The 26,239-nt window shown below is 72.6% G+C and carries 24 protein-coding genes; 13 read left to right on the top strand and 11 right to left on the bottom strand.

The features are described 5' to 3' along the window. The first annotated feature begins 76 nt into the window (after positions 1-76). The 3 genes from HCJ94_RS20285 (at position 77) to purD (ending at position 3,840) form a co-directional block, all read left to right on the top strand. A complete protein-coding gene (locus tag HCJ94_RS20285; protein WP_168002608.1) occupies positions 77-1,366 on the top strand; it encodes an adenylosuccinate synthase in 1,290 nt (429 codons plus the stop codon). Positions 1,367-1,573: 207 nt separating this feature from the next. Continuing rightward, complete coding sequence (locus HCJ94_RS20280; protein ID WP_168002607.1) at positions 1,574-2,503, top strand: type IV toxin-antitoxin system AbiEi family antitoxin; 930 nt, start codon at positions 1,574-1,576, stop codon at positions 2,501-2,503. Between the two features lie 89 nt (positions 2,504-2,592). After that, a complete protein-coding gene (gene purD / locus HCJ94_RS20275; RefSeq protein ID WP_168002606.1) occupies positions 2,593-3,840 on the top strand; it encodes a phosphoribosylamine--glycine ligase in 1,248 nt (415 codons plus the stop codon). 590 nt (positions 3,841-4,430) lie between these two features. Here purD and HCJ94_RS20270 read toward each other — a convergent pair. The 3 genes from HCJ94_RS20270 to HCJ94_RS20260 all read right to left on the bottom strand — a co-directional run bounded on the left by HCJ94_RS20270 (position 4,431) and on the right by HCJ94_RS20260 (position 7,759). Beyond that, positions 4,431-5,993 carry an AMP-binding protein gene (locus tag HCJ94_RS20270; protein WP_168002605.1) on the bottom strand — a complete coding sequence of 521 codons (1,563 nt, stop codon included), beginning with the start codon at positions 5,991-5,993 and terminating at the stop codon, positions 4,431-4,433. A 97-nt stretch (positions 5,994-6,090) separates the two neighbouring features. Beyond that, on the bottom strand, positions 6,091-7,305 hold the full coding sequence (locus tag HCJ94_RS20265; RefSeq protein WP_168002604.1) for an acyl-CoA dehydrogenase family protein: 1,215 nt from the start codon (positions 7,303-7,305) through the stop codon (positions 6,091-6,093). Between the two features lies 1 nt (position 7,306). Next, positions 7,307-7,759, bottom strand: coding sequence for an SCP2 sterol-binding domain-containing protein (locus HCJ94_RS20260; protein ID WP_168002603.1), 453 nt, complete (start codon positions 7,757-7,759; stop codon positions 7,307-7,309). 70 nt (positions 7,760-7,829) lie between these two features. Between HCJ94_RS20260 and HCJ94_RS20255 the strand changes: the two genes are divergently transcribed. Then, positions 7,830-8,468: a TetR/AcrR family transcriptional regulator gene (locus HCJ94_RS20255; protein WP_309227352.1), complete on the top strand. Its 639-nt coding sequence runs from the start codon at positions 7,830-7,832 to the stop codon at positions 8,466-8,468. 34 nt (positions 8,469-8,502) lie between these two features. On the opposite strand, the gene HCJ94_RS20250 is transcribed toward HCJ94_RS20255, so the two are convergent. From HCJ94_RS20250 to HCJ94_RS20240, 3 genes are read right to left on the bottom strand one after another with little or no spacing between them, the layout of a single operon-like run. Then, on the bottom strand, positions 8,503-9,120 hold the full coding sequence (locus HCJ94_RS20250; protein ID WP_168002601.1) for a DedA family protein: 618 nt from the start codon (positions 9,118-9,120) through the stop codon (positions 8,503-8,505). 45 nt (positions 9,121-9,165) lie between these two features. Then, positions 9,166-10,233, bottom strand: coding sequence for a MaoC family dehydratase (locus HCJ94_RS20245; protein WP_240944357.1), 1,068 nt, complete (start codon positions 10,231-10,233; stop codon positions 9,166-9,168). Further along, positions 10,233-11,639: a 3-oxoacyl-ACP reductase gene (locus tag HCJ94_RS20240; protein ID WP_168002600.1), complete on the bottom strand. Its 1,407-nt coding sequence runs from the start codon at positions 11,637-11,639 to the stop codon at positions 10,233-10,235. The genes HCJ94_RS20245 and HCJ94_RS20240 overlap by 1 nt, the downstream gene beginning before the upstream one ends. Positions 11,640-11,694: 55 nt before the next feature. Here HCJ94_RS20240 and HCJ94_RS20235 point away from each other — a divergent pair, with 55 nt between their 5' ends. Further along, positions 11,695-12,987, top strand: a complete 1,293-nt coding sequence (locus tag HCJ94_RS20235; RefSeq protein ID WP_168002599.1) for an acetyl-CoA C-acetyltransferase — start codon at positions 11,695-11,697, stop codon at positions 12,985-12,987. A 146-nt stretch (positions 12,988-13,133) separates the two neighbouring features. Here HCJ94_RS20235 and HCJ94_RS20230 read toward each other — a convergent pair whose 3' ends face one another. Further along, entirely contained in the window at positions 13,134-13,517 is a 384-nt protein-coding gene (locus HCJ94_RS20230) for a hypothetical protein (protein WP_240944356.1), read from the bottom strand. Further along, a complete protein-coding gene (locus HCJ94_RS20225) occupies positions 13,514-13,903 on the bottom strand; it encodes a hypothetical protein (protein WP_168002598.1) in 390 nt (129 codons plus the stop codon). Before HCJ94_RS20225 ends, HCJ94_RS20230 begins: the two co-directional genes overlap by 4 nt. A 249-nt stretch (positions 13,904-14,152) precedes the next feature. Here HCJ94_RS20225 and HCJ94_RS20220 point away from each other — a divergent pair, with 249 nt between their 5' ends. The 3 genes from HCJ94_RS20220 (at position 14,153) to purB (ending at position 17,043) form a co-directional block, all read left to right on the top strand. Continuing rightward, complete coding sequence (locus HCJ94_RS20220) at positions 14,153-14,689, top strand: UTRA domain-containing protein (RefSeq protein WP_168002597.1); 537 nt, start codon at positions 14,153-14,155, stop codon at positions 14,687-14,689. Between the two features lie 17 nt (positions 14,690-14,706). Next, positions 14,707-15,435 (top strand): GntR family transcriptional regulator, encoded by a 729-nt coding sequence (locus tag HCJ94_RS20215; RefSeq protein WP_168002596.1) that lies wholly within the window; start codon positions 14,707-14,709, stop codon positions 15,433-15,435. A gap of 183 nt (positions 15,436-15,618) precedes the next feature. Continuing rightward, the gene (gene purB, locus HCJ94_RS20210; protein ID WP_168002595.1) at positions 15,619-17,043 is read left to right on the top strand and encodes an adenylosuccinate lyase; all 1,425 of its coding nucleotides are present in this window, start codon (positions 15,619-15,621) and stop codon (positions 17,041-17,043) included. Positions 17,044-17,142: 99 nt separating this feature from the next. On the opposite strand, the gene HCJ94_RS20205 is transcribed toward purB, so the two are convergent. Further along, entirely contained in the window at positions 17,143-17,709 is a 567-nt protein-coding gene (locus HCJ94_RS20205) for a YbjQ family protein (protein WP_168002594.1), read from the bottom strand. Between the two features lie 23 nt (positions 17,710-17,732). Then, positions 17,733-18,416: a S1 family peptidase gene (locus tag HCJ94_RS20200; protein WP_168002593.1), complete on the bottom strand. Its 684-nt coding sequence runs from the start codon at positions 18,414-18,416 to the stop codon at positions 17,733-17,735. Positions 18,417-18,813: 397 nt separating this feature from the next. Between HCJ94_RS20200 and purS the strand changes: the two genes are divergently transcribed. The 4 genes from purS to HCJ94_RS20180 all read left to right on the top strand — a co-directional run bounded on the left by purS (position 18,814) and on the right by HCJ94_RS20180 (position 23,320). Further along, entirely contained in the window at positions 18,814-19,077 is a 264-nt protein-coding gene (purS, locus tag HCJ94_RS20195; RefSeq protein ID WP_155329437.1) for a phosphoribosylformylglycinamidine synthase subunit PurS, read from the top strand. After that, the gene (purQ, locus tag HCJ94_RS20190; protein WP_168002592.1) at positions 19,074-19,757 is read left to right on the top strand and encodes a phosphoribosylformylglycinamidine synthase subunit PurQ; all 684 of its coding nucleotides are present in this window, start codon (positions 19,074-19,076) and stop codon (positions 19,755-19,757) included. The genes purS and purQ overlap by 4 nt, the downstream gene beginning before the upstream one ends. 67 nt (positions 19,758-19,824) lie before the next feature. Beyond that, positions 19,825-22,560, top strand: coding sequence for a phosphoribosylformylglycinamidine synthase subunit PurL (gene purL / locus HCJ94_RS20185; protein WP_240944355.1), 2,736 nt, complete (start codon positions 19,825-19,827; stop codon positions 22,558-22,560). Between the two features lie 4 nt (positions 22,561-22,564). Continuing rightward, positions 22,565-23,320: a 2-phosphosulfolactate phosphatase gene (locus HCJ94_RS20180; RefSeq protein ID WP_168002591.1), complete on the top strand. Its 756-nt coding sequence runs from the start codon at positions 22,565-22,567 to the stop codon at positions 23,318-23,320. A gap of 353 nt (positions 23,321-23,673) precedes the next feature. On the opposite strand, the gene HCJ94_RS20175 is transcribed toward HCJ94_RS20180, so the two are convergent. After that, entirely contained in the window at positions 23,674-25,575 is a 1,902-nt protein-coding gene (locus HCJ94_RS20175) for a carboxypeptidase-like regulatory domain-containing protein (RefSeq protein WP_168002590.1), read from the bottom strand. Between the two features lie 163 nt (positions 25,576-25,738). Between HCJ94_RS20175 and HCJ94_RS20170 the strand changes: the two genes are divergently transcribed. Further along, positions 25,739-26,092, top strand: a complete 354-nt coding sequence (locus tag HCJ94_RS20170) for a sterol carrier family protein (RefSeq protein ID WP_309227351.1) — start codon at positions 25,739-25,741, stop codon at positions 26,090-26,092. The last annotated feature ends 147 nt before the right edge of the window (positions 26,093-26,239 follow it).

The following is a 26,239-nucleotide window of genomic DNA, read 5'->3' as shown; positions in this document are numbered from 1 at the left end:
ACTACTTGTTAGCCTGACACCCCGGGCTCGCTGACCGGTCGCCACCTGGCACCCGAGCCTTCTGGAGGCGGAGAAGATGCCAGCGATCGTGCTCCTCGGCGCCCAGTGGGGCGACGAGGGCAAGGGCAAGGTTACCGACCTGCTGGGTGAGCGGGTCGACTACGTCGTGCGCTACTCCGGCGGCAACAACGCCGGTCACACCGTGATCACCCCGGACGGGCAGAAGTACGCGCTGCACCTGATGCCCTCGGGGGCCCTCTCGCCGAGCGCGAAGATCATCATCGGCAACGGCGTCGTGGTCGACCCGAAGGTGCTGCTCACCGAGATCGACGGGCTCGCCGAACGCGGTGTGGACGTCTCCCGGCTGCGCATCTCCGGCGACGCGCACCTGATCATGCCCCACCACCGGGCGCTGGACCGCGTCGTCGAGCGCTATCTCGGGTCGTCCCGCATCGGCACCACCGGCCGGGGGATCGGGCCCGCGTACGGCGACAAGGTCGCCCGCATGGGCATCCGCGTGCAGGATCTGCTCGACCCGGGCATCCTCCGCAAGAAGCTGGAACTCGCCCTGCGCGAGAAGAACCAGATCCTGTTCAAGGTCTACAACCGCAAGGCGATCGACGTCGACGCGACCGTCGAGGAGTACCTGGGGTACGCCGAGCGGCTCACGCCGTACATCGCGGAGACCCGGGCGATGCTCTGGGACGCGCTGGACCGCGGCGAGACCGTCCTGCTCGAGGGCGCCCAGGCGACGATGCTCGACATGGACCACGGCACGTACCCGTTCGTGACCTCGTCCAACCCGACGGCCGGCGGGGCGTGTGTCGGCGCGGGCATCCCGCCGACCGCCATCACGAAGGTCATCGCGGTCAGCAAGGCGTACACCACGCGGGTCGGCTCCGGGCCGTTCCCCACCGAGCTGTTCGACGACAACGGCCAGCACCTGCGCAAGATCGGCCACGAGTACGGCACCACGACCGGCCGGGAGCGCCGGTGCGGCTGGTTCGACGCGGTCGTCGCCCGGTACGCGTGCCGCCTCAACGGCGTCACCGACCTGGTGGTCACCAAGCTCGACGTGCTGACCGGGCTGCCGAAGGTGCCCATCTGCGTCGGGTACGAGATCAACGGCCGGCGGGTCGACGACATGCCGATGACGCAGACCGACTTCCACCACGCCACCCCGGTCTACGAGGAACTCGACGGCTGGTGGGAGGACATCACCAAGGCCAGAACCGAGGACGAGCTCCCGGACGCTGCCCGCCGCTACATCGCCCGCATCGAAGAACTCTGCGGCACCCAGGTCAGCATCGTCGGCGTAGGCCCCGGCCGCGAAGAAAACGTAGTCCGCCACCCCCTCCTCCCCTAACCCCCGCGCCCGCCGCCCGCCGCCCGCCGCCCGCCGCCCGGCCGCCCGGCCACGCGCGTTGATCATGGGGTTAGCGGGCGAGTTGATCTCTAAAGCACCCGCTAACCCCATGATCAACCGGGGCTCGGCGGGCGGTTGTCCACAGGTGGGTGGAGGTTATCCACAGGGTCTCGCGGTGAGTGTGGATGTGGTTCACCGTCATGTCCCGTGGATCGTTACGAGGTGTTGGGCAGGATCCTGGGTCGGCAGGACGGGTTGATCACCCGGGCGCAGGCGCTGCGGACCGGGTTCAGTCGGAACGAGATCGACTGGCTGGCCGGGGCCGGCCGGTGGCGTCCTGTCGCACGCGCTGTCTACCTGGTCGGCCACGATCCTCGGGCCGAGCTGTCTCGGCGGTGTGAGATCCGCGCCGCGTTGCTGTCGCTCGGGCGGCACGCCCACGCCGTGCTCGGAACGGCCGCAGAGTTGCACGGCATCGCCGGCCTGCCCCGGAGCAGCGAAATACATGTCGCCCTGCCGGGGAATCGCGGCCGACCGCAGTCGGCAGGCCCGCCGAACGTGGTGCTGCACCAGATCGAGCGCTCGCCCGGTCAGGTGGTGGGAGTCGATGGTCTTCCGGCGACGACGCCACTCGTCACCGTGGCCGAGGTGATTCTGCGGGTCGCTCGATACCCGGCGGTCTCGGTGCTCGACTCCGCGTTGAGCCGAGGGCTTGTCACTGACGATGACCTGCTCGTCATCCCTCGCCTCATTCGGGGTCGGCGGGGAGCGGTGGCGGCACGGAGCTACCTGGCCGAGGCGGACGGGCGGGCTCAATCGCCACTGGAGACGAGGACGAGACTGCGCTGCGTCGACGGCCGGGTGCCGCCCGACGCCTTGCAACTGGAGGTTCGTGACGACGACGGATACCTGCTCGGCGTCGGCGACCTGGGCTGGCGCGCACCCAGGGTGATCGCCGAAGCGGACGGCCAGGGCCCGCACGGCACGCCGGAGGCGGTCTTCGCCGACCGCCGCCGGCAGAACCGACTCGTCAACGCCGGCTGGACGGTCCTTCGCTTCACCTGGCAGGACACCCTCGACCCCGCCTACATCCCCTGGACCGTCCGCAACGCGATCGCCGCCGTCCGCGTGCGTTGATCATGGAGTTGGCGGGCGAGCTGATCTCCAGATCACCCGCCAACTCCATGATCAACGGGAGCGAGGTGGGGGGTCGGTAGGATCCGCTCGTGCGGGTTCTTCTTCTTGGTGGTGGGGGGCGGGAGCATGCGCTCGCGCTCGGGCTTGCGGCCGATCCGGCTGTCGAGGCGCTGATTGCGGCTCCGGGGAATCCGGGCATCGCTGCGCTTGCCGAAATCCGGGACGTGGCGGCGGCCGATCCGGGTGCCGTCGCGGCGTTGGCGGTCGAGACCGGTGTCGACCTGGTCGTCGTCGGGCCGGAGGCTCCGCTGGTCGCGGGGGTCGCCGACGCCGTACGCGCCAAGGGCATCCCCGTGTTCGGCCCGTCCGCCGAGGCCGCCCGGCTGGAGGGCTCGAAAGCGTTCGCCAAGGACGTGATGACCGCCGCCGGCGTGCCGACCGCCCGCGCGTACACCTGCACGGACGCCGACAGCGTCGCCGTCGCCCTGACCGAGTTCGGCGCGCCGTACGTGGTCAAGAACGACGGCCTCGCCGCCGGTAAGGGCGTCGTCGTCACCGACGACCGCGCCAGTGCCGAGGAGCACGCGCGGGAGTGCGGCCGGGTGGTGATCGAGGAGTACCTGGCCGGACCGGAGGTGTCGCTCTTCGTCGTCACCGACGGCGAGGCGGCGGTCCCGCTGCTGCCGGCGCAGGACTTCAAGCGGGTCGGCGACGGCGACACCGGCCCGAACACCGGCGGCATGGGGGCGTACGCGCCCCTGCCCTGGGCCCCGCCCGGCCTGGTCGACGAGGTGATGCGCGACGTCGTCCACCCGACGCTGGCGGAGATGCGCCGCCGGGGCACCCCGTTCGCGGGCCTGCTCTACGTCGGCCTGGCGATCACCGCCGCCGGCCCGCGGGTGATCGAGTTCAACGCCCGTTTCGGTGACCCGGAGACGCAGGTGGTCCTCGCGTTGCTGGAGACGCCGCTCGGCGGGCTGCTGCACGCCGCGGCCACCGGCACGCTGGCCGAGCACCCGCCGCTGCGCTGGCGCGACGGCGCCGCCGTCACCGTCGTGGTCGCCGCCGAGGGCTACCCGGCGACGCCACGCGCCGGCGACGTGATCACCGGCGCCGACCGTCCGGGCGTCATCCACGCCGGCACTCGTCGCGACGCCGACGGCACCCTGCGCTCCGCCGGGGGCCGGGTCCTCTGCGGTACGGCCACCGGCCCGGACCTGGCCGCCGCTCGGGAGGCCGCCTACGAGCTGGTACGCGGCATCGACCTGCCCGGTTCGCACCACCGCACCGACATCGCCGCCGCCGCGGTCGAGGACCGGATCGTCATTCCCCGCTGAACGGTAGGTACCGGGCCGCGCGCAGCGCGCGGTCCCCGGAACCGGTCCGGCCCGCCGGGGCGAGACCGCACCCATCGGCGGCCGTCAAGCCACCCGTTCTGTCCGCCGGTTCCCGGGCCGGCATGTCGCTGCCGTTCGTGTCGACGCCGTATCGGGATGCCGACTCATTCCTCCTCCGGCGCCGTGGATTCGCCCGCAATTCCGCGCATGTCAGGAATTCGCGTCCGTCGGTGTGGTCCCGGGCCCGCCACAGCCTGGAGGTCGAAGCCGATCCGAAGGTGGCGAGATGTCCATGCACGACAGGTAGCGAGCTCGGGAAGAGGAGCTGCGCCGACAGGTCGACGAGATGGAGAAGATCGTCGAGGAGGCGGCGGCCCGGGCGCGGGCGGCGGACGAGCGTACGAGCGAACCGCTGGCCGAGGTGCGGGACGGTGTCCGGGAGGCCCGGCAACTCGCCGACACCATCGCGCAGGGCGGCGGCGAGGCGGCCGCGGATCTGGCGACGGAGAAGTTGATCCTGGCGGCCAGCGCGACGATCCAGCCGAGGTTCAGCCCGAGCAGGGCGTCGACGAGACTGAGCGTGGAGGGGGTCAGTCGTAGTAGCGGCGTAGTTCCCGGGCGAGCACCTTGCCGGTGGCGTTGCGCGGCAGGTACTTCACGAACACCACGTCCCGGGGCACCGAGAAGCGGGCCAGGTAGTGCCGCACGTACTCGCGGACCGCGTCCGGGTCGAGCGTCTCGCCGGGGTGCAGCGCGAGGAACGCGGCGAGCCGCTGCCCGTACTCGGCGTCCGGCACGCCGATCACGGCCGCCTCGCGGATCTGGGGGAGCTGTGCGAGCAGGTGCTCCACTTCGGACGGGAAGACGTTCTCGCCACCGGAGACGATCATGTCGTCGGCGCGGCCGTCGACGAAGAGCAGGCCGTCGCTGTTCATCCGGCCGAGGTCGCCGGTGTCGACCAGGCCGTCGTGGCGTTCCCGGTCCGCCCCGGAGGTGTAGCCCTCGAAGAGCATCTCGTTGCCGACGAAGATCCGGCCGACCTGGCCGCGCGGCACCGGCTCGCCGACCACGTCGAGGATGGCGACCCGGGTGCCGTGCGGGGGACGGCCGGCGGTCGTGGGGGCGGCGCGCAGTTCCGCCGGGCCGGCGATGGACGCCCACGAGACCTCCGTGGAGCCGTACAGGTTGTAGACGACGTCGCCGTACGTGTCCATGAAGGCGGTGGCGAGACCGCCGGGCAGCGCGGACCCGCTGACCGCGACGACCTTCAGCCGGGGTTTCGGGTCCGGCGCCGGCACCTCCATCAGTCGCTGCACCATCACGGGTACGGCGAAGAGCGCGTCGCACCGGTGCGTCACGAGGGCGGCCAGCGTGGCGGCCGGGTCGAAGCGGCGGTGCAGGACGATCGTGGCGCGCAGCGCGAAGCACACCTGAAGAGCGGCGAAACCCCAGGTGTGGAAGATCGGGGCGGCGATCAGCACCCGGTCCCGGACGTGCAGCGGGATGCGGTCGATGATGGCGACCAGCGGGCCGAAGCCGTTCGGGGTGGGTCGTCGTGCGCCCTTCGGCGCTCCGGTGGTGCCCGAGGTGAGGACGATGATCCGGCCGTCGCGCTCCGGCGGGGTCAGCGAGCCGGGCAGGGCGTTGACCCTCAACTCCTCGCGGGCCCGCTCGTCGAGGCGGGGCAGTTCGTCGGGGAGGCCCAGCAGCCGCTCGGCGAACTCGTCGTCGTGCACCAGCACCCGCAGCCGCTGTTCGTCGGCGACGGTCGCGAGCTGCGCCGCCGATAGCCCGGTGTTCACCAGGACGGCGTCGACCCCGAGCAGGGTGGCGGCGACGATCGACTCGATCAGGCCGTGGTGGTTGCGGCAGAGCACCCCGATCCGCTCCCCGGCGTGCAGGCCGTACGCCGCGCGCAGCGCCCGGGCCAGCGCCTCGGACCGGTCGAGCAGCTCGGCGTACGTCAGCTCGGCGCCCTGCTCGTCGATGACCGCGGTGCGGCCCGGGTCCCGGGCGGCGGCCTGGCGCAGCTCGCCGGCGAGACTCCATCCCCACCGGCGTAGCGCGTTGAGCTGGGAGGCGACCCGGATCGGCCGGCCGGGGGTGAGCAATCCGCGGCGGGTCAGGGTGGCGACGACGAACGGCAGGTCCATGCCACTGGCCTCCTTCGGCGGTACGCGAAGGGCCCCCGATGCCGGGGGCCCTTCGTCGACGAACGGTGCAGCCGTGGACCGGCCGGGCCGGCTCGGCTCAGCGGATCTGGACGCCGGAGATGGCCCGGGAGATGACGAGCCGCTGGATCTCGGAGGTGCCCTCGAAGATCGTGTAGATCTTGGCGTCCCGGTACCAGCGCTCGACCGGATGGTCCCGCAGGAAACCCGCGCCGCCGAGCAGCTGCACGGCCTTGTCGGTGACCGCGACGGCCACCTCGCCGGCCTTCAGCTTGGACATCGAACCCTCGCCGGCCGTGAAGGGCCGGTTGTTGCGCCCCATCCAGGATGCGCGCCAGACCAGCAGCCGGGCCGCGTCGATCTCCATCTTCATGTCGGCCAGCGCGAACGCGACGGCCTGGTTCTCGATGATCGGGCGTCCGAACTGGACCCGCTCCTTGGCGTAGTCCAGCGCGTACTCGTAGGCGGCGCGGGCCACGCCGAGCGCCTGCGCGCCGACGGTGGGCCGGGACAGCTCGAAGGTGCGCATCGCGGCCTGACCGGAGGCGCGCTGCCCGGAACGGGCCCGGGCCAGCCGCTCGTCGAGGGCGTCCTTGCCGCCGAGCAGGCAGCGCCCGGGCACCCGTACGTCGTCGAGGAAGACGTCGGCGGTGTGCGACGCGCGCAGACCCAGCTTGCGTAGCTTGCGGGTGGCGCTGAGCCCGGCGGTGCCGGGCGGGACGACGAACGCCGCCTGCCCCCGCGACCCCAGCTCGGGGTCGACCGAGGCGGTGACCACGTGCACTCCGGCGATGCCGCCGTTGGTGGCGTACGCCTTCTGCCCGCGCAGCACCCACTCGTCGGTGGCCTCGTCGTAGACGGCCCGCGTCCGCATCGCGCCGACATCGGAGCCGGCCTCCGGCTCGCTGGTGCAGAACGCCGCGACGGCCGGGGAGTCGATGTCGCCGAAGCACTGCGGCACCCACTCGACGAGTTGGTCGGGCGTGCCGGCGCCGTAGATGGCGGCGACGGCGAGACCGGTGCCGAAGATGCTCAGGCCGATGCCGGCGTCACCCCAGAAGAGCTCCTCGCTGGCGATGGGCAGGGAGAGCCCGGTGGGGTCGGCCCAGCAGGTGGCGAGGAACTCGAAGCCGTAGAGGCCGACCTTGGCGGCCTCCTGGATGATCGGCCAGGGAGTCTCCTCCCGCGCGTCCCACTCGGCCGCGGCCGGGCGCACGACCTCGGCGGCGAAGCCGTGCACCCAGTCGCGTAGGTCCCGCTGTTCCTCGGTCAGGTCAAGCGAGAACTCGGCCATGTCAGGCCTTGGGGATGTCGAACAGGTTGGCGATGTTGGCGGCGAGGCCCAGGTCGCCCTTGGCCTTCAGCTTGCCGGTCATGAACATCATGACCGGGTTGGCGCCACCGGAGACGGTCTTGAGGAACTCGACCGGGCCCATGGTGAGGCTCAGCTTCGGGTCGTGCTGCGGGGTCTCGTTGACCGTGCAGGTGCCGTCGGCGATGACGACCTCGTAGGTGTCGGTGCCACCGTCGGGGCGGCCGGTGATGTTCCAGTGGATGACCGCGTTGGTCGAGCCGGCCCGGTCGGCGCGGAACAGCTGCGGCATCCGGCCGAAGACCTCGCTGAGGATCTTGCCGCGCAGGTCACCGGACATCACCTCGGCGATCTTGTCGTCGGGGGTGGACTTGACCAGCTGCGCGAACTCCTTGGGGCCGACGTTGGCGAAGTTGGCCGGGTCGAAGTCAGTCATGAGGGCGCACCTTCCGGGGGAATTGGCTACTCGCGCGTAACCCTACGCACGAGTAGGTATGCTCGCAAGGGTGTCCAGCACCCCCGCCTTCAAACGACTGCCGCGGGCCGTCCGTGAGCAGCAGATGCTCGACGCGGCGGTCAAGGTCTTCTCCCGACGGGGCTTCCACGCGGCCAGCATGGACGAGATCGCCGACGACGCCGGCATCTCGAAACCGATGGTGTACGCGTACCTGGGCACCAAGGAGGAACTCTTCGTCGCCTGCCTGCACCGCGAGGGGACGCGGATGATGCAGGCCATCGCCGGCGCGGCCGCCCCCGACCTGCCGGCCGACGAACGGCTCTGGCGTGGGCTGCGCGCCTTCTTCGGGTTCGTCGGCGCGCACCGGGACGGCTGGGCGGTGCTCTACCGGCAGGCCCGCGGTGAGCAGCCGTTCGCCGGGGAACTCGCCGCGATGCGGGCCCGGATGGTGGAGGTGGTGGCCGGGATGCTCGACCACGCGCTGCGCGCCGAGGGCCGCGAGGTGGCCGAGGCCGAGCTGGAGGTGGTCGCGTACGCCCTGGTGGGCGCGACCGAGTCGCTCGCGGACTGGCTGGCCGACCATGCGGAGGCCGACCCGGAGAAGACCGCCACCCGGATGATGAACGTCGCCTGGGTCGGCGCCGCACAACTCCTGCAGGGCACCACCTGGCGCCCGCCGGCGGCGTGAGAAACGGCCCCTTCCCGACACCCGCCGCGCGGGGTCAGCGGCGCGTGGACATCCGGTGGCGGGCGCGGTGGCGGGCCCGGCGCACCGCCTCGATCAGCACCGTCACCCCGACCGACAGGCCCAGGCCGACCAGGACCCCCCGGAGCGGATCCCGCTCGAAGGCCAGCCCGCCGAAGTAGCCCAGCAGCACGTTGTACAGCGCCCAGGTCACCCCCGCGATCGTGTCGAACAGCAGGAACGACCGGAGCGGGTAGCGCACCGCGCCCATGGTCAGGGTCACCGCCGTCCGCCCGCCCGGGAGGTAGCGGGCCGTGGTGAGGATCAGCCCGCCGTGCCGCTCCACCGCCCGGCGCGCCCACTCCGAGCTGGCGCGCCGCCGGCTCTCCTCCGGGAAGCGGCTCAGCCGCCGCGCGCCGCCGCTGCGGCCGATCGCGTACGAGACGTGGTCGCCGACGACCGCGCCGATCGCGGCGGACGCGATGACCGCGACCACGTCCGGGTCACCGGAGGTGGCGAGCACGGCGGCGGTGATCACCGCCGCCTCGCCGGGCACCATCGGGACGACCGCGTCGACCGCCGTGAGCGCGAAGATCAGCAGGTACACCCACGGCGAGGTGACCGTCTGTCGCAGCAGGTCGAGCACGGACTCCATGCCCCCATGCTCGGGGCCGGGGCGGGTTCACCGGTGCGAAAGGCGTCAGGAAGCGGCCCGTCCCTCCTCCCGCAGCGTCCCGAGCAGGTGCGGACGGCCGTGGGAGTCGTGCAGGGCGAAGTCCCCGGTCGGGGTGCTGCTGAAGCCGACCGTGCTGGGCAGCGGCAGCGGCAGCTTGAACGCCACGTCGACCGTGTAGGCGTCCGGCAGCCGGGGCTCCAGCGCGGCCAGGCAGCGCGCCTTGCTCCACATGCCGTGGGCGATCGGGCGTCGGAACCCGAACAGCCGCGCGCCCAGCCGCGAGGTGTGGATCGGGTTGTGGTCGCCCGAGACGCGCGCGTAGGCCGTACCGACCGACGGCTCGACCCGCCAGCGGGCCGAGGCGGCCGGCGCCGGGGCCCGCTCGGCCCGGTCGCGCCGCTCGCCGCCGCCGGGCGTGCGCTCCTTCCCGAGGTACGTGGACACGCCGCGCCACACCTCCTCGCCGCCGACCGAGCCCACCAGCACCACGTCCACCTGCCGGCCCCGGTCGTGCGGGCGCAGGTTCTCGGCGTACGTGGTGAAGTCGAGGGTCTCGTCGGCGCTGATCGGCCGGTGGACGGTGATCCGGTTGCCGACGTGGACCACGCCGGTGAGCGGGATCGGGAAGTCCGGGGCGGTCATCAGGCGCAACGCCAGCGGGAACCCCATGATGTGCGGGAACGTGGCGGGCAGCCGGTCGGTGAGCCGGAACCCGCACACCCGGTCGTACGCGGCGAGGTGGCTCCGGTCGACGGGGACACCGGTGACGGTCAGCTCGACCGACGGCGGCTGCGGAGCGCGCCGGCGTCCGCCGAGGCCGGGCAGCGCGCCGAGCAGGGCCCGGCGGTAGAGCGCGCCCGGCGCCGGGACCTGTGCCAGCTCGACGCGGGACCGGACGACCCGCGCCGCGCTCGCGGTCAGGTCGTGCGTCCGATCGTCGGCGAGCGCGGACAGGTCGGTGGTCGACTCGAGGCTCACGTCGTGGTTGCCGGCGTGGAGCGCCGCGAGGTCGCCCTTCGAGATGACCCGGGTGGGCCCCTCGATCAGCTCGTCGACGGTGAGGTCGTCGGATGGTTCCTTCGGGTCCGCCATCACGCCCCCAGCAGGCTCTGGCCGCAGACCCGGACGACGTTGCCGCTGACCGCGCTGCTCGCCGGCCAGGCGAGCCAGCCGATCGTCTCGGCCACGTCGACCGGCAGGCCACCCTGGGACATGCTGTTCATCCGCCGGCCCGCCTCGCGGAGCATCAGCGGGATCCGGGCGGTCAGCCGGGTCTCGATGAAGCCGGGGGCGACGGCGTTGACGCTGATGCCGCGGTCCCGCAGCGCCGGGGCCAGTGACTCCACCAGGCCGATCACGCCGGCCTTGCTGGTGGCGTAGTTGGTCTGCCCGCGGTTGCCGGCGATCCCCGCGATCGAGGAGACCGAGACGAGCCGGCCGCCGGCCGGGATCAGCTCCCGCTCCAGCAGCACGTCGTTGATCCGCTCCTGGCTGGACAGGTTGACGTCGAGCACCGAGTCCCAGCGGTCGACGTCCATCCGGCCGAGGGTCTTGTCCCGGGTGATGCCGGCGTTGTGCACCACCGCGTCGACCCGGCCGTGCCGGGCGGCCAGGTGCTCGGCGAGCCGGGCCGGCGCGTCCGGGCTGGTCAGGTCGAGCTGGACGGCGGTCGCGCCGATCTCGTTCGCCACCTGGGCCAGCTCGTCCCCGGCGGCCGGGATGTCGAGGGCGACCACCTGGGCGCCGTCGCGGGCGAGGACCCGGGCCAGCGCCGCGCCGATCCCGCGCGCCGCGCCGGTGACCAGCACGATCTGCCCGTCGAGCGGGCGGTCCCAGTCGGCCGGCGGCTCCGCGCGCCCGGTGCCGACCCGGACCACCTGCCCCGACACGTACGCCGACCGCCCGGAGAGCAGGAACCGGAGGGTGGCCTCGAGGCTGGTGAGCGTGCTCGCGTCACCGCCGGGGGTGACGTGCACGAGTTGGGCGGTGACCCCCCGGCCGAACTCCTTGCCGATGCTGCGGGTCAGCCCCTCCAGGGCCCGCTGCGCGGTGGCCTCCCGGGGCGACGAGCACTCGGCGGGCGTGGTGCCCAGCACGATCACCCGGCCGCTGGGCAGCACCGAGCGGGCGTGCGGGTGGAAGAAGTCGTACAGCTGGCGCAGCCCGGTCGAGTCGGTGATGCCGGTGGCGTCGTACACCAGGGCACCGAACCGGGCGTCGGCCTGCGGGGACGGCGCCGCCTGCTGCGCCGGGGCGTCCCCGACCCGTTCGTCGCTGCCGGCGGCCGGGTCGCGCAGTTCGACCCCGGCGGCGGTCAGGATCTTGCCGACCGGCTCGGCGAGGCGGCCACCGGTGGCGGCGCCGAGCAGGACGGGCCCGGGGAGGAGCGGGTCGCCGGGGCGGTGCCGGCGCAGGCGCGGCGGGTCGGGCAGCCCGAGGCGCTTGACCAGCGCGCGGCCGGCCCCCGATTGGACGAAGCTCGCGTACCTGTCGGTCATAGGCGTAGCCTACTGACGAGTAGGTTGAGGGCAAGCCTTTCGAGGAGGCGGGATCGTGCAGAACATCCGGCGGGTCGCGGTCATCGGCGGCAACCGCATCCCCTTCGCCCGCTCCAACTCGCGGTACGCGGAGGCGTCCAACTCGGACATGCTCGGGGCGGCGCTCGACGGGCTGGTGGCCCGCTTCGGGCTGGCCGGCCAGCGGGTCGGTGAGGTCGTGGCCGGGGCGGTGCTGAAGCACTCGCGCGACTTCAACCTCACCCGCGAGGTGGTGCTCGGCTCGAAGCTCGACCCGCACACCCCCGCGTACGACATCCAGCAGGCCTGCGGCACCGGCCTGGAGGCGGCCATCCTGGTGGCCAACAAGATCGCTCTCGGGCAGATCGACGTGGGCATCGCCGGTGGCGTCGACACCACCTCGGACGCGCCGCTCGCCGTCAACGAGGAGATGCGCCGCACGCTGCTCAAGCTGAACAACGCCCGCACCCTCGGCGAGCGGCTGAGGATCGCCGCGCGGCTCCGGCCGACGCAGCCGTTCCGGCCGGACATCCCGCGCAACGCCGAGCCGCGCACCGGCCTGTCCATGGGGGAGCACGCCGCCCGCACCGCCGTCCGCTGGCAGATCGACCGGCAGGCGCAGGACGAGCTGGCGCTGCGGTCGCACCAGCGGCTGGCCGCCGCGTACGAGCGGGGGTTCTTCGACGACCTGATGACGCCGTACCTCGGGCTGACCCGCGACCAGAACCTGCGGCCGGACACCACCCTGGAGAAGCTCGGCGGCCTCCGGCCGGTCTTCGGGACGAAGGGTCCGGACGCCGACCAGGCCACCATGACCGCCGGCAACTCCTCGCCGCTGACCGACGGCGCCTCCACGGTGCTGCTGGCCAGCGAGGAGTGGGCGCGGGAGCACAGCCTGCCGGTGCAGGCATGGTTCACCTGGTCGGAGGCCGCCGCCGTCGACTTCGTGCACGGCGACGAGGGGCTGCTGATGGCGCCCGCGTACGCGGTGCCCCGGATGCTGGCCCGCGCCGGCCTGACCCTCCAGGACTTCGACTACTACGAGATCCACGAGGCGTTCGCCTCGCAGGTGCTGGCCACGCTGGCCGCCTGGGAGTCGCCGGAGTTCTGCAAGGACCGGCTGGGGCTGGACGCCCCGCTCGGCGCCATCGACCGGGACAGGCTGAACGTCAACGGGTCCTCGCTGGCCGCCGGGCACCCCTTCGCGGCCACCGGCGGCCGGATCGTCGGGACGCTCGCCAAGCTGCTCGCGGAGAAGGGCGGCGGCCGGGGCCTCATCTCGATCTGCGCCGCCGGCGGCCAGGGCGTGACGGCGATCCTGGAGCGCTGACGGTTGGGCCGCGCCTGCCCTCCATGGCGGGCACCGGCCTTCCGTCAGTGGCCGGTTGGTCCCGCGCCGTCGTCGCGCAGCCAGCCGAGGAACCGTGCGTGCAGCGCCTCGGCGGGCAGGTGACGCAGGTCCGACGCAGCGTCGGCCTACTGCATGCCCAGGTAGACGCCGAGCGCCGCCCGGTCTCCGGCGTACCGGTCGAGCAGGCGCTGCCGCCGGTCCGGGCACGGCCACGCCTGCCCGCAACCAGCGCAGCCCCAGCCCGGCCGGACGGGCACGTGCGCGACCGGGCCCGGTGCCGGCCTGATCCGGACGGCGTCGATGCGGGCGAGCAGCCGACGCTGGCGCGGGCCGCGTGGGTCGTCGAGTTCGACGCCACGCAGGTGGATCCAGAGGCCGTCACTGTGTCGCTCCCGGCGACCCACCTCGACCACCCGCAGGGTCAGCGTGCCGAGGCCGTAGCAGTAGTGCTGTTCGGCCAGCTCCACCACGTCACCCACGCGAATCGGCAGCCCGGGGCGCGCGGTCACGGCGTGACCCCGGCGTTCGGAACGGTAGTGACTACGCCGAGCCGGATGAGCCAGACGAACGTGAGCAGCGGTGCGCGGCGCGGCGGCTGCACTGCAGTCTTCGCCTGCGCCCAGGTCCCTCCCTGAGCTGCCGTCGCCGACCGGAACCAGTCCCGCCAGCCGGCCCGCCGGCGGCGCGGCCGGTGAGCGGGCAGCACCGGGCGGCCCAGGTCGACCAAGCGGTTCGCCGCCGCGTTGGCCGGACCGCACGGGCCGGGGACCAGGCAGACCGCGCAGAGGCCGCTCTCCCGATCAAGTACGTGGCTCGCCAGGATCTCGCGTGCCGCCTCGGCCTCCGCCTCCTCGCGGTGCCAGGACCGGCTGACCGTGGATCGGTAGACACCCATCTTCCACTCCTGTCGGCGGGGGGCGGGCGCACGGCGGTGTCCCCACCGCCGCAGGCGAGTGCGGCGGTCAGGGTGTCCGCTGTCGGGCGAGAGGCCTACGCCCGCCCCGTCACGGGCCGGTGCGCGCCGTCGGATCGGGCGCGCATTGACCACCTTACTGCCTATCGAATAAGGCAGCAAGGATGTGATGCCGTGAGGGTGCTTGGGGGTGGATACCCTGGCCCCGACGGAGTCGGCAAGGAGGCGAAGATGCGTGAGTGGCTCAGCGTCTCGATGCCCTACGTCCGATCGCATGAAGCTCACGGTGGGGACGCATGGGCCGCCGATGCGGCGGGGCAGGGCGGGGTTGGCACCCAGCGACTGCTCGAGGTGCGTGAAGTGGTGCCGGTCGCCGAGGTGGCTGAGGCGTTTCGCCTGGCACCGGGCGATCGCGTGATCGTCCGACGACGGTTGATGCTGCTGGACGGTCAGCCAGTGGAGTTGACCGACTCGTACTACCCGGTCTCCATCGCCCGCGGCACCGCCCTTGCCGAGCAGCGGAAGATCCGCGGTGGGGCCGTCAGGCTGCTCGCCGAGTTGGGCTATCGTCCGAGGCGGGTACGGGAAGACGTCTACACGCGTCAGCCCGACGCGGCCGAGCGGCGCATGCTTGACCTGACCGGTCACGAGTGGGCACTGGGCCTCACCCGTGTGCTGAGCACGGAAGAAGGCGTACCGGTTGAGGTCAGCATCATGACGATGGTGCCGTGGGGCCGGCGCCTACGGTACGAGCTGTCGATCGATTGACGGAGCGGGAGCCCGACATGGCCAGCGGAACCGACGGCCGCCCGCGCCATGAGCAGATCGCGGCCGACCTCCGGTCCCGCATCATGTCCGGCGAGCTTGCTCCGGGGTCGCAGTTGCCGTCGATCCCGACGCTCGTGCAGCAGTACTCCGCTGCCACCGCGACAGTGCAGCGCGCCCTCGGCGCGCTGAAAGCGGAGGGCTCTGTCTACAGCGAGGTCGGTAAGGGCGTCTACGTCCGGCGGAGGCGGCCACTGGCTGTCGAGGCGTCGGCATACGTCACCCCTTCGCCCGACGGCTACACCTATCGGCTCCTTTCCGTGGCGGAGGTCGTGCCACCAGACGAGGTGGCGCACGGATTGGAGTTGGCCGAGGGCGAGCGAGCCATCCTGCGGCATCGGCTGCTCCTGCATGACGACGAGCCGGTCGAGTTGTCCTGGTCGTATTACCCGGCGGCCATCGCCAGGGGTACCGAGCTGGCCGAGCACCGCAAGATTAGGGGCGGGGCCCCAAGGGTCTTGGCGGACCTCGGCTATCCGCAGCAGCACGTGCGCGACCGTGTATCGGCACGGATGCCAACGACGGAGGAGATCGAGGAGCTCGACTTGCCGCCGTACGTACCAGTGCTGCGTCAGCTGCGGGTGATCCGCTCAGTCAACGGTCGCCCGGTCGAGGTTTCGGTTCTCGTCAAGGGCAGCCACCTGCATGAGCTGCACTACGACCAAGATGCTCTGACGCAGAGCACCTGACCTGCCACGGACTTCTGGCGGACTGCGGAGACCCGCGCGTGCGACCTGACAGCACACGCCCACGGCACGCAGACGAAGACCCTCGTGGTGAGCGCGACCGTGCACGAGGTCCCGGAGGTGTGACGTCACCCGCGGCGCTATGCCGCTGAGGTCGCGGCCAGCGCGTACGGGAGAATGCGGTACGTGACGACGATCCCGAACGTGCTCGCCAACCGGTACGCCTCGCCCGAACTGGCCGCCCTGTGGTCCCCGGAGGAGAAGATCCGGATGGAGCGGCGGCTGTGGCTCGCCGTCCTCCGGGCTCAGCGGGATCTCGGCGTCGCCGTGCCGGACGGGGTGGTCGAGGCGTACGAGCGGGTGCTCGACCAGGTCGACCTCGCCTCGATCGCCGAGCGGGAGCGGGTCACCCGGCACGACGTGAAGGCGCGGATCGAGGAGTTCAGCGCCCTCGCCGGGCACGAGCACGTGCACAAGGGGATGACCTCCCGGGACCTCACGGAGAACGTCGAGCAGCTCCAGGTCCGGGCGTCGTTGGAGCTGATCCGGGACCGGGTGGTCGCCACTCTGGCCCGCCTCGCCCGGCTCGCTGTCGAGCACTCCGACCTGGTCCTGACCGGTCGCTCGCACAACGTCGCGGCGCAGGCCACCACGCTGGGCAAGCGCTTCGCGTCGGCCGCTGAGGAGCTGCTGATCGCGTACGAGCGGCTGGACGACCTGATTCGCCGGTACCCGCTGCGGGGGATCAAGGGCCCGGTGGGCACCGCCGCGGACCAGCTCGACCTGTTCGACGGCGACGCCGACAAGGTCGCCGAGTTGGGGCGGCGGGTCGCCGAGCACCTCGGCTTCAACCGGGTGCTGGACAGCGTGGGCCAGGTCTACCCGCGCTCGCTCGACTTCGACGTGCTGTCGGCGCTGGCGCAGGTCGCGGCCGGGCCGTCGTCGCTGGCGACCACGATCCGCCTGATGGTCGGTCAGGAGCTGGCCACCGAGGGCTTCAAGCCGGGTCAGGTCGGGTCCAGCGCCATGCCGCACAAGATGAACACCCGCTCGTCGGAGCGGGTGAACGGTTTCGCGGTGATCATCCGGGGCTACCTGTCGATGGTCGGCGAGCTGGCCGGCGACCAGTGGAACGAGGGCGACGTGTCCTGCTCGGTGGTGCGCCGGGTGGCCCTGCCGGACGCCTTCTTCGCCGCTGACGGACTGTTCCAGACGTTCCTCACCGTGCTGGACGAGTTCGGGGCGTATCCGGCGGTGATCAACCGGGAGCTGGAGCGGTTCCTGCCGTTCCTGGCCACCACCAAGATCCTGGTGGCGGCGGTCCGGCGCGGTGTGGGTCGCGAGGTGGCCCACGAGGTGATCAAGGAGCACGCGGTCGCCGTCGCCCTCGCCATGCGCGAGAAGGGCGCCCCCGAGAACGACCTCTTCGACCGCCTCGCGGGGGACAGCCGCCTCAACCTGAGCCGGGCCGAGATCAACGAACTGGTCGCCGACCGGCGCGCCTTCGTCGGCGCCGCCCCCACCCAGGTCCAGGCCGTAGCGGACCGCGTAGCCGAGGTGGCGGCGGCCCACCCGCAGGCCACCACCTACACCCCACCCCCCATCCTCTAGCCTGCTCGCTTCCCCGGTTGATCATGGAGTTAGCGGGTGAGTCGATCTCCAAATCACCCGCTAACTCCATGATCAACGCGGTCGGGGCGGGGTGGTCCGCTAGGTTTCGCGGGTGGGGGTTTCGGCTGCGGTGCGCAGGTTCGGGGCGCTCGCCGGTTCGGCGATGCCGCCGGGTTCTTCCGCGAACTCGCCCTCGTGGGCCGTCTCCGCGGCGACCAGGGGCTGGTCGGGCGGCATGACGTCGGGGACCTTGGGTACGACGATCACCGCCGTGCCGTACGCGCAGATCTCCATCCACATCTCGCCGCAGTCCCGACTGTCGAACCGCATCCCGATCACCGCGTTCGCGCCGAGCCGGCGGGCCTCCTCGCCGAGCCGGGCCACCGAGTCGGTCCGCCAGCGGGTCAGGTTGTCCGGCGCCATGGGGTCGTACGCGCCGCCGCGCAGGTTCTTCACTCCCTCGCGGTACGGGTTCCGCGTCCTGGCCATCGAGGAGACCACCTCGCCGAGGATCTGGCGGATCTCGTAGCCGGGAAGTTGATCCGTCGTCACGACCAGCACGTTTCCGATGCTGTCAGCCGATCGTGGGGCCCATCGTGAGCCCTGTTCACCTGGTCGGATGCTGAAAAACCGCGCGGCGCGGACGGCCGGCACTCCGCCGGCCATCCGCACCGCCGAGGCGCTAACCGTCAGACACCGGCCACCGAGGTGATCCAGGCCCGGTTGTACGCGACGCTGCCGTAGTTCTGGATGCTGGAGCCGTCGGCGGTCGACGCGACGCCGACCTGGCGGCCGTTGTAGAACTGCGGGCCGCCCGAGTCGCCCCGCCACGCGTTGCCGTTGATCCGGGTGCTCCGGATGGCCTGCCCGCCGTACGCGTCGGTGGCGCTGTTGCTGGTGACCTGGACGCTCGCGGTCTTGAGCTGGCTGGAGGCGGAGCAGCCGCTGTAGCAGGTCATGCCCCAGCCGTAGATCGAGTTCGTCGAGCCGATCGGCGGGTTGCTGCTGGCCAGCGTCACGTAGCTGGTGCTCACCGAGCTGGACAGCCGCATCAGGGCCAGGTCGTACCGGCCGTAGGTGGCGCTCACGGTGCGGGTGACCCCGCCGGAGGAGCGGTAGACGCTGCCGACCCGGACGGACATCGTCCCGCCGAGGCAGTGCCGGGCGGTGAGCACCCACTGCGGGGCGATGATCGTGCCCGAGCAGGTGAACGAGCCGTTGCTGAACACCGCGGCGGCCCACGGCGCCGACGAGACGTAGCTGCCGCCGATGATGTAGGGCGTGGGTGTCGGGTTGGCGACGGCGCCGGAGCTGGCGCCGAGCACGCCGGCCACCGCGGTGGCGAGGACCGCGACCAGGGATCGGATGCGCATGTGCGGGGCTCCTTCGGGGGCTGGGCCCGGGTTCACCGGGTCTGACCTGCCGGCCGACGGGAGCGGGTGGCCCGCCGGCGAGGGACATCTATCGATATCTGACGATGTACGGTAGGGCCCTGAGATGTGGTTCACAAGTGTTTCATCGAAAAGAATCAATGTCTTCGGCGGCGGACGCCCGACCTGGCGAAAGGTGACGAACGGGCTCGGACGGCAACGGAATCGCATCGGGAATGCAACGAACTCGCATCGATCTCCGGCCGCCCGCGCTGACAATGTCGATCACTGCCTGAACCGCGTACGGCCGGTGCGTCCGGGGCGGCATCTGCCAGGTAGGCTGGCTGCGCTCGCCCGTAGTGGGTCGGCACCCAACTGCGTACACAGTCAGGAGTGCCCAGTGCCTCGCGTCGTCGTCGACGTCATGCTCAAGCCCGAGATCCTCGATCCGCAGGGCCAGGCCGTCGCAAACGCGCTGCCCCGGCTCGGCGTCAGCGACGTCGCCTCGGTCCGGATCGGCAGGCGGATCGAGATCGAGTTCACCGGTGAACCGGACCTGGACCGCGCTCGGGAGATCGCCGACAAGCTGCTCGCCAACCCGGTCATCGAGGACTTCACCGTCCGCCTGGTCGAGGCCGACGAGACCGTGGACGCCCGCTCGTGACCGCCCGGGTCGGTGTGGTCACGTTCCCCGGGTCGCTCGACGACGGGGACGCCGCGCGGGCCGTCCGGATCGCCGGCGCCGAGCCGGTCCGCCTCTGGCACGGTGACCCGCAGCTGCACGGCGTGGACGCGGTCGTCCTGCCCGGCGGCTTCTCGTACGGCGACTACCTGCGTTGCGGCGCCATCGCCCGGTTCGCCCCGGTCATGGAGACGATCGTGGACGCCGCCCAGGGCGGCCTGCCGGTGCTCGGCATCTGCAACGGCTTCCAGATCCTCTGCGAGGCCCACCTGCTGCCCGGCGCGCTGACCCGCAACCAGCACCTGCACTTCCGCAACCGCGACCAGGTCCTCCGGATCGAGTCGGTCGGCACCGCCTGGACCAACGCGTTCCAGCCCGGCCAGGAGGTGCTGATCCCGGTCAAGAACGGCGAGGGCTGCTACGTCGCGGACACCGCGACGCTGGACCAGCTCGAGGCCGAGGGCCGGGTCGTCGCCCGCTACGTCGGCGGCAACCCCAACGGGTCTCAGCGCGACATCGCCGCCATCACCAACTCCGCCGGCAACGTGGTCGGCATCATGCCGCACCCGGAGCACGCGGTGGAGGCGCTCACCGGTCCCTCCCTGGACGGCCTCGGCTTCTTCACCTCGGTGCTCAAGCACCTGGTGGGGGCCCCGGCGTGACCGTGCGCGGCATCATCGGTCGGCTCACCCGCCCGACGGGCGGCCCTGAGCGCAGCGAGGAGAGCTCATGACCACCCAGGACCCGGTCCGGGAGACCTCGGACGCCATTCCGGCCGCGCCCGCAGCGCCGGCCGGGGAAGCCGTGCCGGCCGACTGGGCCGACGGCGTGGACACCGTCCCCCGCGCCGGCGGTACGCCCGGCGAGCTCCAGCCGTACACCGAGCTGGGCCTCCGGGACGACGAGTACGAGCGGATCCGGCAGATCCTCGGCCGCCGGCCCACGCAGGCCGAGCTTGCGATGTACTCGATCATGTGGAGCGAGCACTGCTCCTACAAGTCGAGCAAGGTGCACCTGCGCCAGTTCGGGGAGAAGGCTCCGCCGAGCGACCGCCTGCTCGCCGGCATCGGCGAGAACGCCGGCGTGGTCCAGATCTCCGACGAGCTGGCGGTGACCTTCAAGGTCGAGTCGCACAACCACCCGAGCTTCGTCGAGCCGTACCAGGGCGCGGCGACCGGCGTCGGCGGCATCGTCCGGGACATCCTCGCCATGGGCGCCCGCCCGGTCGCGGTGATGGACCCGCTGCGCTTCGGCGCGGCCGACCACCCGGACACCGCCCGCGTGCTGCCCGGCGTGGTCGCGGGTGTCGGCGGCTACGGCAACTGCCTCGGCCTGCCCAACATCGGCGGCGAGGTCGTCTTCGACCCCTGCTACCAGGGCAACCCGCTGGTCAACGCCCTCTGCCTCGGCGTGCTGCCGGTCAACCGCCTCCAGAACAAGGCGGCCGCCGGCCCGGGCAACGTCGTGGTGCTGATGGGCGCCAAGACCGGCCGGGACGGCATCGGCGGCGTGTCGGTGCTCGCGAGCGCCACCTTCGACGAGGGCAGCGAGCAGCGCCGCCCGTCGGTGCAGGTCGGTGACCCGTTCACCGAGAAGCTGCTGATCGAGGCCTGCCTGGAGCTGTACGACGGCCAGCTGGTCGTCGGCATCCAGGACCTGGGCGGCGCCGGCCTGACCTGCGCGCTCACCGAGACCGCCGCCGCGGCCGGCACCGGCATGCGGGTCTGGCTGGAGCGGGTCCCGCTGCGGGAGCCCTCCATGGAGCCGCACGAGATCCTGGCCAGCGAGTCCCAGGAGCGGATGCTGCTGGTCGTCGAGCCGGACAAGCTGGAGGCGGTGCTCAAGACCGCAGAGAAGTGGGGCGTGCTCGCCACCGCCATCGGCGAGGTCACCCCGCCGGCGCCGGACGGCCAGCCGGGGCGCCTGGTCATCACCTGGCGGGACCACCTGGTCGTCGACGTGCCGCCGGGCTCGCTCGTCGACGACGGGCCGGTGTACGCCCGCCCGATGCGCGAGCCGGCCGACCTGATCCTGCTCCAGGCCGACCGGGCGGAGACGCTGCCCCGGCCGGGCGACCCGGAGGCGCTCCGGGAGACCGTGCTGCGCATGATCGCGTCGCCCAACCTGGCCGACAAGACCTGGGTCACCGAGCAGTACGACCGGTACGTGCTGGGCAACACCGTGCTCGCCCAGCCGGAGGACTCCGGTGTGATCCGGATCGACGAGCGAACCGGCCTCGGCGTCGCCCTGTCCGTCGACGGCAACGGCCGGTACGCGCGCCTCGACCCGTACCACGGCACGAAGCTCGCGCTGGCCGAGGCGTACCGGAACGTGGCCGTGACCGGCGCGAAGCCGATCGCCGTCACGAACTGCCTCAACTTCGGCTCGCCCGAGGACCCGGGCGTGATGTGGCAGTTCGCCGAGGCCGTCCGCGGCCTGGCCGACGGCTGCGCCGAGCTGGGCATCCCGGTGACCGGCGGCAACGTCAGCTTCTACAACCAGACCGGTGCCGCCGCCATCCACCCGACCCCGGTGGTGGGCGTGCTGGGCGTGCTGGACAACGTCGCCGACCGGGTGTCGATGGGCTTCGTCCCGCGCGGCAGCGGCGACCACGACCAGATCTACCTGCTCGGCGAGACCCACGTGGAGCTGTCCGGCTCCGAGTGGGCGTGGGTGACCCACGAGCACCTCGGCGGCGTACCCCCGCAGGTCGACCTCGCCCGCGAGCGGGCGCTCGCCGACCTGATGGCGGAGGCCGCGCGGGTCGGGCACCTCAGCTCCGCGCACGACCTGTCCGACGGTGGTCTCGCGCAGAGCCTGGTCGAGTCCTGCCTGCGGCGGGGCGTCGGGGCCCGGATCGCCGTGCCGGAGCGGTTCGAGGGCGGGTCGATGCCGTTCGTCTTCCTGTTCAGCGAGTCCGCCGGTCGTGCGCTGGTCTCGGTGCCGCGTGGGCACGAGAAGGCGTTCACCGCGCTCGCCGCCGAGCACGGGGTGCCGTTCGAGCTGATCGGCGTCACCGACCCGGCCGGCGGTGCCCTGGAGGTGCACGGCCAGTTCCGGATCGACCTGGACGAGCTGCACGCCGCGCACAGCGCCACCCTGCCCCGCCTCTTCGGCGGGTCGGAGGTCCTGGAAGTGGACGCCCCGGCGGCCGGCGTGGCCGGCGCCGTCGAGGCGGTGCCCCTGCCCACCGGGACCGACGCCGAGCCGGTCGACCCGGCCGAGGTCGTGAGCGAGCCGATTGCGTCGTCCGGCCCGGACCCGGTGACCGGCGCACCCGAGCCGATCGCCGAGGCCGAGGAGCCGACCGAGGAGCCGGCGGGCGGCGTCGCCTCACCCGGTGGGGTGATCGCGACCCCGCCGGTCGAGACGGCCGAGCAGGTGGCGACGACCGGCGACGCCACCGAGGCGTCCGACTCGGCCTCCGGTGACTCCGAGCAGCCCTCCGCCCCTGACAAGCGCTGAGGCGTTGGCCGCCGCCGTCTACACCCAACCCGGATCGGGTGCCCGGTTCGAGTGGGGGTTGGCGGGGGCGGCCGAGCTCGGCCGCGTCTGCGCCGCCCTGGTGGTGGTGGACGTGCTCTCGTTCACCACCGCCGTGGAGGTGGCGGTCGCCCGGGGCATGCGGGTGCACCCGTTCCCGTGGGGCGAACAGGCCGCCGAGTACGCCGTCCGGGTCGGTGCCGTCGCCGCGGTCGGCCGCCGGCGCACCACCCCGGACCATCCGTGGTCGCTGTCGCCGGCGGCCCTGAGCACCGCGCCGGCCGTCGCCGACCTGGTCCTGCCGTCGCCGAACGGCTCGGCGATCAGCGCCGCCGCCAGCGCCACCGGCCTGCCGGTCGTCGCGGCCTGCCTGCGCAACGCCCGCGCCGTCGGGCGCTGGCTCCGCGACGAGGGGTACGGCTCGACCGACGCGCCGATCGGCGTCATCGCCGCCGGGGAGCGCTGGCCGGACGGGTCGTTGCGCCCCTCGGTGGAGGACCAGCTCGGCGCTGCCTGCGTCCTCGACGCGCTGTCCGGGGTGCCGGGCGGCCTGTCCGTCGAGGCGGCCGTGGCCCTCGCCGCGCTGGCCAGCACGCCGGACGTCCCGGCGGCCGTCCGGGGCAGCGTCTCCGGTCGGGAACTCGCCGAGGGCGGATTCGCCGGCGACGTGGACATCGCCGTGGCGGTCGGCGTGTCGGACGTCGTGCCGGTGCTCCGCCAGGGCGTCTTCACCCGCGCCTGACCGGCACCCGCGGCCGCACCGCTCGGCCGATTCCAGGCCCCGTCGTATCCGGGCCGTCCTTCGCTGGTTCTCCTGCTCACCCCTGCCGGCCGCTGCCGCCGTCCCGTTCGATGCGCGCGCCCTTTGCTCTGCCTCATCCCACGCAACGGAATCGCGCGAAACCATCGCGTCCGGTGAAGCAGAGCAAAGGGGCGCGAAGGTCTTCCAGCCGCCGTCGTGCAGATCTCGCTGCGGCGGACCGTCGGCGACGAGCGGGATCGGGCACCACCTCGTGCAGGTGGCCAACCGCGCCGCGACGAGTGAGGGGCCGTCCGATGCCGGACGGCCCCTCAGCGTTTGTCGTGTTCCCGGTGTCAGTCGTCCAGCCAGTCCAGGCGGCGGCCGCTGCGGTCCTGCGGCGGGCCGTCAGGCCGGCCCCGGCCGCCGGCCTGCGCCGGATCGCCGTAGCCGCCACCGTAGCCGCCCTGGTCGTAGCCGCCGCGGTCGTCGTAGCCGCCGCGCTGGGCCGCCGGGGGCTCCTGGCCGTAGCCGCCGCCCTGCTGCCCGTACCCGCCGCCGTAGCCGCCCTGGTCGTAGCCGCCGCGGTCGTCGTAGCCCCGGTCGTCGTAGCCGCCGCGCTGTGCGGCCGGGGGCTCCTGGCCGTAGCCGCCCTGCTGGCCGTAGCCACCCTGGTCGTACCCGCCCCGCTGGTCGTACCCGCCGGTCGGCTCGCCGCCCCGGCCGTAGGGCGCGGGATCGGCCTGGCCGTAGCCGGCGTCCGGCTGGTACATGCCGGTCGCGTACGGGTCGGCCGGTGCCGGGTACTGCGTGGCGTCGCCCTGGTAGCGGCCGGTCGGCTCGTCGTACCGCTCGCCGTAGCCGGGCGCGCCGCCCGGAGCCGGCGGGTAGCCCGTCCCGGCCGGTGCCCCGGCGGGCGCGCCGTAGTCGTTGCCGCCGTAGCCGCCGCCGGACGACGGCGCGGTGCCGTAGCCCCCGCCCGAGGACGGGGCGTTGCCGTAGCCGGCCGCGCCGTAGCCGGCCGGTGCGGAAGGGTCGTTGCCGTAGCCGTTGCCGGCCCAGCCGCCGCCCGGGCCGGCGGGAGCGCCGTACGGCTGCGGGGGAGCGCCGTACGGGTCGGGCGGGACGTCGTCGACCACCGGGCGGTGCATCATCGTCGGTGCGTCGCTGAGCCCGGCGCCGCCGACCATCGTGGGAGCCGCCGCGGCCGGGTTGACGACCCGTGTGTGGTCGTCCGCGCCGCGGTACGCGCCCCGGGCGCCCGGCACCGCGCCGCCAGCAGCGGCGGCCGGAGCCGCGTCGTCCTCGGCGTCGTCGCCGTTCTCCTTGCGGCGCATCCAGAGCAGCACGATGGTGCCGACACCGGCGGCGACGAGGAGACCGCCGAGCAGGATGATCAGCAGCGAGCCGATGCCGCCCGAGTCCTCGTTGCTGGCGTTGGTCGGGGCGGCCGCTGCGTCGGCCGACTCCTCGGTGCCCTCCTCGGTCGCCTCCTCGGAGGGCAGCGCCTCCGCGGAGGCCGACGGCGTGGCGCTCGGCGTCACCTCGGTCTTGATCGCGAGGGCGATCCGCTGGCCGGTGATGGTCTGTCCGGCCGAGGCGTTGAAGCTCTTGGTGGCGTAGATGTTGTCGAAGCTCGCGCCGATGTCCAGCCGGCCGGGGGCGATCGGGTTGCTGGTGCTACCGGTGAAGCGGAAGCTGCCGTCGTCGCCGGTGATCGTGTCGAACTTCTTGCCGCTGGCGTCCTGGAGGATCACCACGGCGTTCGGCACGGCGTCGCCGGTGGCCTGGTTGACGACCTTGCCGGAGACCGACTTCACGGTCTGCGCCTGAGTCGGCTGCGGGGCGGCCTTGCCCTTGACGTTGAGCTGGAACGTGGCCGTGCCGGGACCCGAGTCGGCCTCGACCGCGACCGTGACCGTGGCGTTGGCGTCGGCGGCGTTGTCGTTCGCCCTGATCGTCACCAGTTGGGACTTCGGCAGGTTCGGCGGGGTGAAACGGATCTCACCGCACCCGCGCGAGCAGGTGACGCCGGAGGGTAGCCCGGAGAGGCTGATCTGGGCTGTCTCGTCGTCGCCGCGCGGTGTGACGGTGACGGTGACGGTGGCGTCGCTGCCGGCGTTCACGGTGACCGAGCCGGGGGTAACGGCGACATCGGCCGCGAACGCCGGGGTGGCGGGGGCGGTGAGCAGGGCGCCGACAACCAGCGCCATGACCACACCGGCCCGCTGCTTCCAGGCACGTCGGTGTGTTGACACGTCCACCGCCCTTCCGGACTGACCTACCTCCGCGGCCGGCGGGCGCCGGGCCGGGGATCATCACGGTACGAATACGCCGTCGGCAACTATGCCTTGTCTGACCGGATCAGCGCGACCCAGGGCCAGCGTGATGCGCGCTGCGCGCGAGTCGTATCGTCCCGTCGTGTCCTCTCCGCACGTTAAGTCCGCCGCGGTCGCGGCGGCGTTGTCGGCGCTCGACGAGGGGCGTACCCCCGACCGGTCGGTGTACCGAGGGGCGGTCCGTGCCCTGTTGACCGCCCTCGCGGAGCGTGCCCCCGGCCGATCGGTGGAGGTGCGTGTCCCACCTTACGGTGCAGTTCAGTGCGTTCCGGGTCCCCGACACACCCGTGGCACCCCGCCGAACGTGGTGGAAACGGACCCGGAGACCTGGCTGCGCATCGCCACCGGTCGCCTCGACTGGGGCGAGGCGGTCACGGAGGGTCGCGTACGGGTGAGCGGAATCCGGGCGGATCTCTCCGCGTACCTGCCGCTCTAGCTGCGATGGCGATCGACGCCTGGTAACGGGCCGCACCCATTTCGTGACTTTCTGTGTCGACTCGGGTTCGCGTACACTGTCAGGCGACGACAGTGGTCCCGGCCGAACAGTGCGGATCCCGCGATCCCGCAAGGCCAGTCCAGCATA

Origin of the sequence: Micromonospora thermarum (assembly GCF_012034245.1) — a bacterium.
Taxonomy (GTDB): Bacteria; Actinomycetota; Actinomycetes; order Mycobacteriales; family Micromonosporaceae; genus Micromonospora; species Micromonospora thermarum.
Note: the sequence above shows the minus strand (reverse complement) of the source record. Positions and strands in the feature narration are given on the sequence as shown.

Excerpts from the sequence above, each read along its gene's own strand:
- HCJ94_RS20285 (WP_168002608.1), top strand. The coding sequence starts at position 77 with ATGCCAGCGATCGTGCTCCTCGGCGCCCAGTGGGGCGACGAGGGCAAG.
- HCJ94_RS20270 (WP_168002605.1), bottom strand. The coding sequence starts at position 5,993 with ATGGACCTGCCGTTCGTCGTCGCCACCCTGACCCGCCGCGGATTGCTC.
- HCJ94_RS20265 (WP_168002604.1), bottom strand. The coding sequence starts at position 7,305 with ATGGCCGAGTTCTCGCTTGACCTGACCGAGGAACAGCGGGACCTACGC.
- HCJ94_RS20260 (WP_168002603.1), bottom strand. The coding sequence starts at position 7,759 with ATGACTGACTTCGACCCGGCCAACTTCGCCAACGTCGGCCCCAAGGAG.
- HCJ94_RS20250 (WP_168002601.1), bottom strand. The coding sequence starts at position 9,120 with ATGGAGTCCGTGCTCGACCTGCTGCGACAGACGGTCACCTCGCCGTGG.
- HCJ94_RS20245 (WP_240944357.1), bottom strand. The coding sequence starts at position 10,233 with ATGGCGGACCCGAAGGAACCATCCGACGACCTCACCGTCGACGAGCTG.
- HCJ94_RS20240 (WP_168002600.1), bottom strand. The coding sequence starts at position 11,639 with ATGACCGACAGGTACGCGAGCTTCGTCCAATCGGGGGCCGGCCGCGCG.
- HCJ94_RS20225 (WP_168002598.1), bottom strand. The coding sequence starts at position 13,903 with ATGGGTGTCTACCGATCCACGGTCAGCCGGTCCTGGCACCGCGAGGAG.
- HCJ94_RS20220 (WP_168002597.1), top strand. The coding sequence starts at position 14,153 with ATGCGTGAGTGGCTCAGCGTCTCGATGCCCTACGTCCGATCGCATGAA.
- HCJ94_RS20215 (WP_168002596.1), top strand. The coding sequence starts at position 14,707 with ATGGCCAGCGGAACCGACGGCCGCCCGCGCCATGAGCAGATCGCGGCC.
- HCJ94_RS20205 (WP_168002594.1), bottom strand. The coding sequence starts at position 17,709 with ATGGCCGGCGGAGTGCCGGCCGTCCGCGCCGCGCGGTTTTTCAGCATC.
- HCJ94_RS20200 (WP_168002593.1), bottom strand. The coding sequence starts at position 18,416 with ATGCGCATCCGATCCCTGGTCGCGGTCCTCGCCACCGCGGTGGCCGGC.
- purL (WP_240944355.1), top strand. The coding sequence starts at position 19,825 with ATGACCACCCAGGACCCGGTCCGGGAGACCTCGGACGCCATTCCGGCC.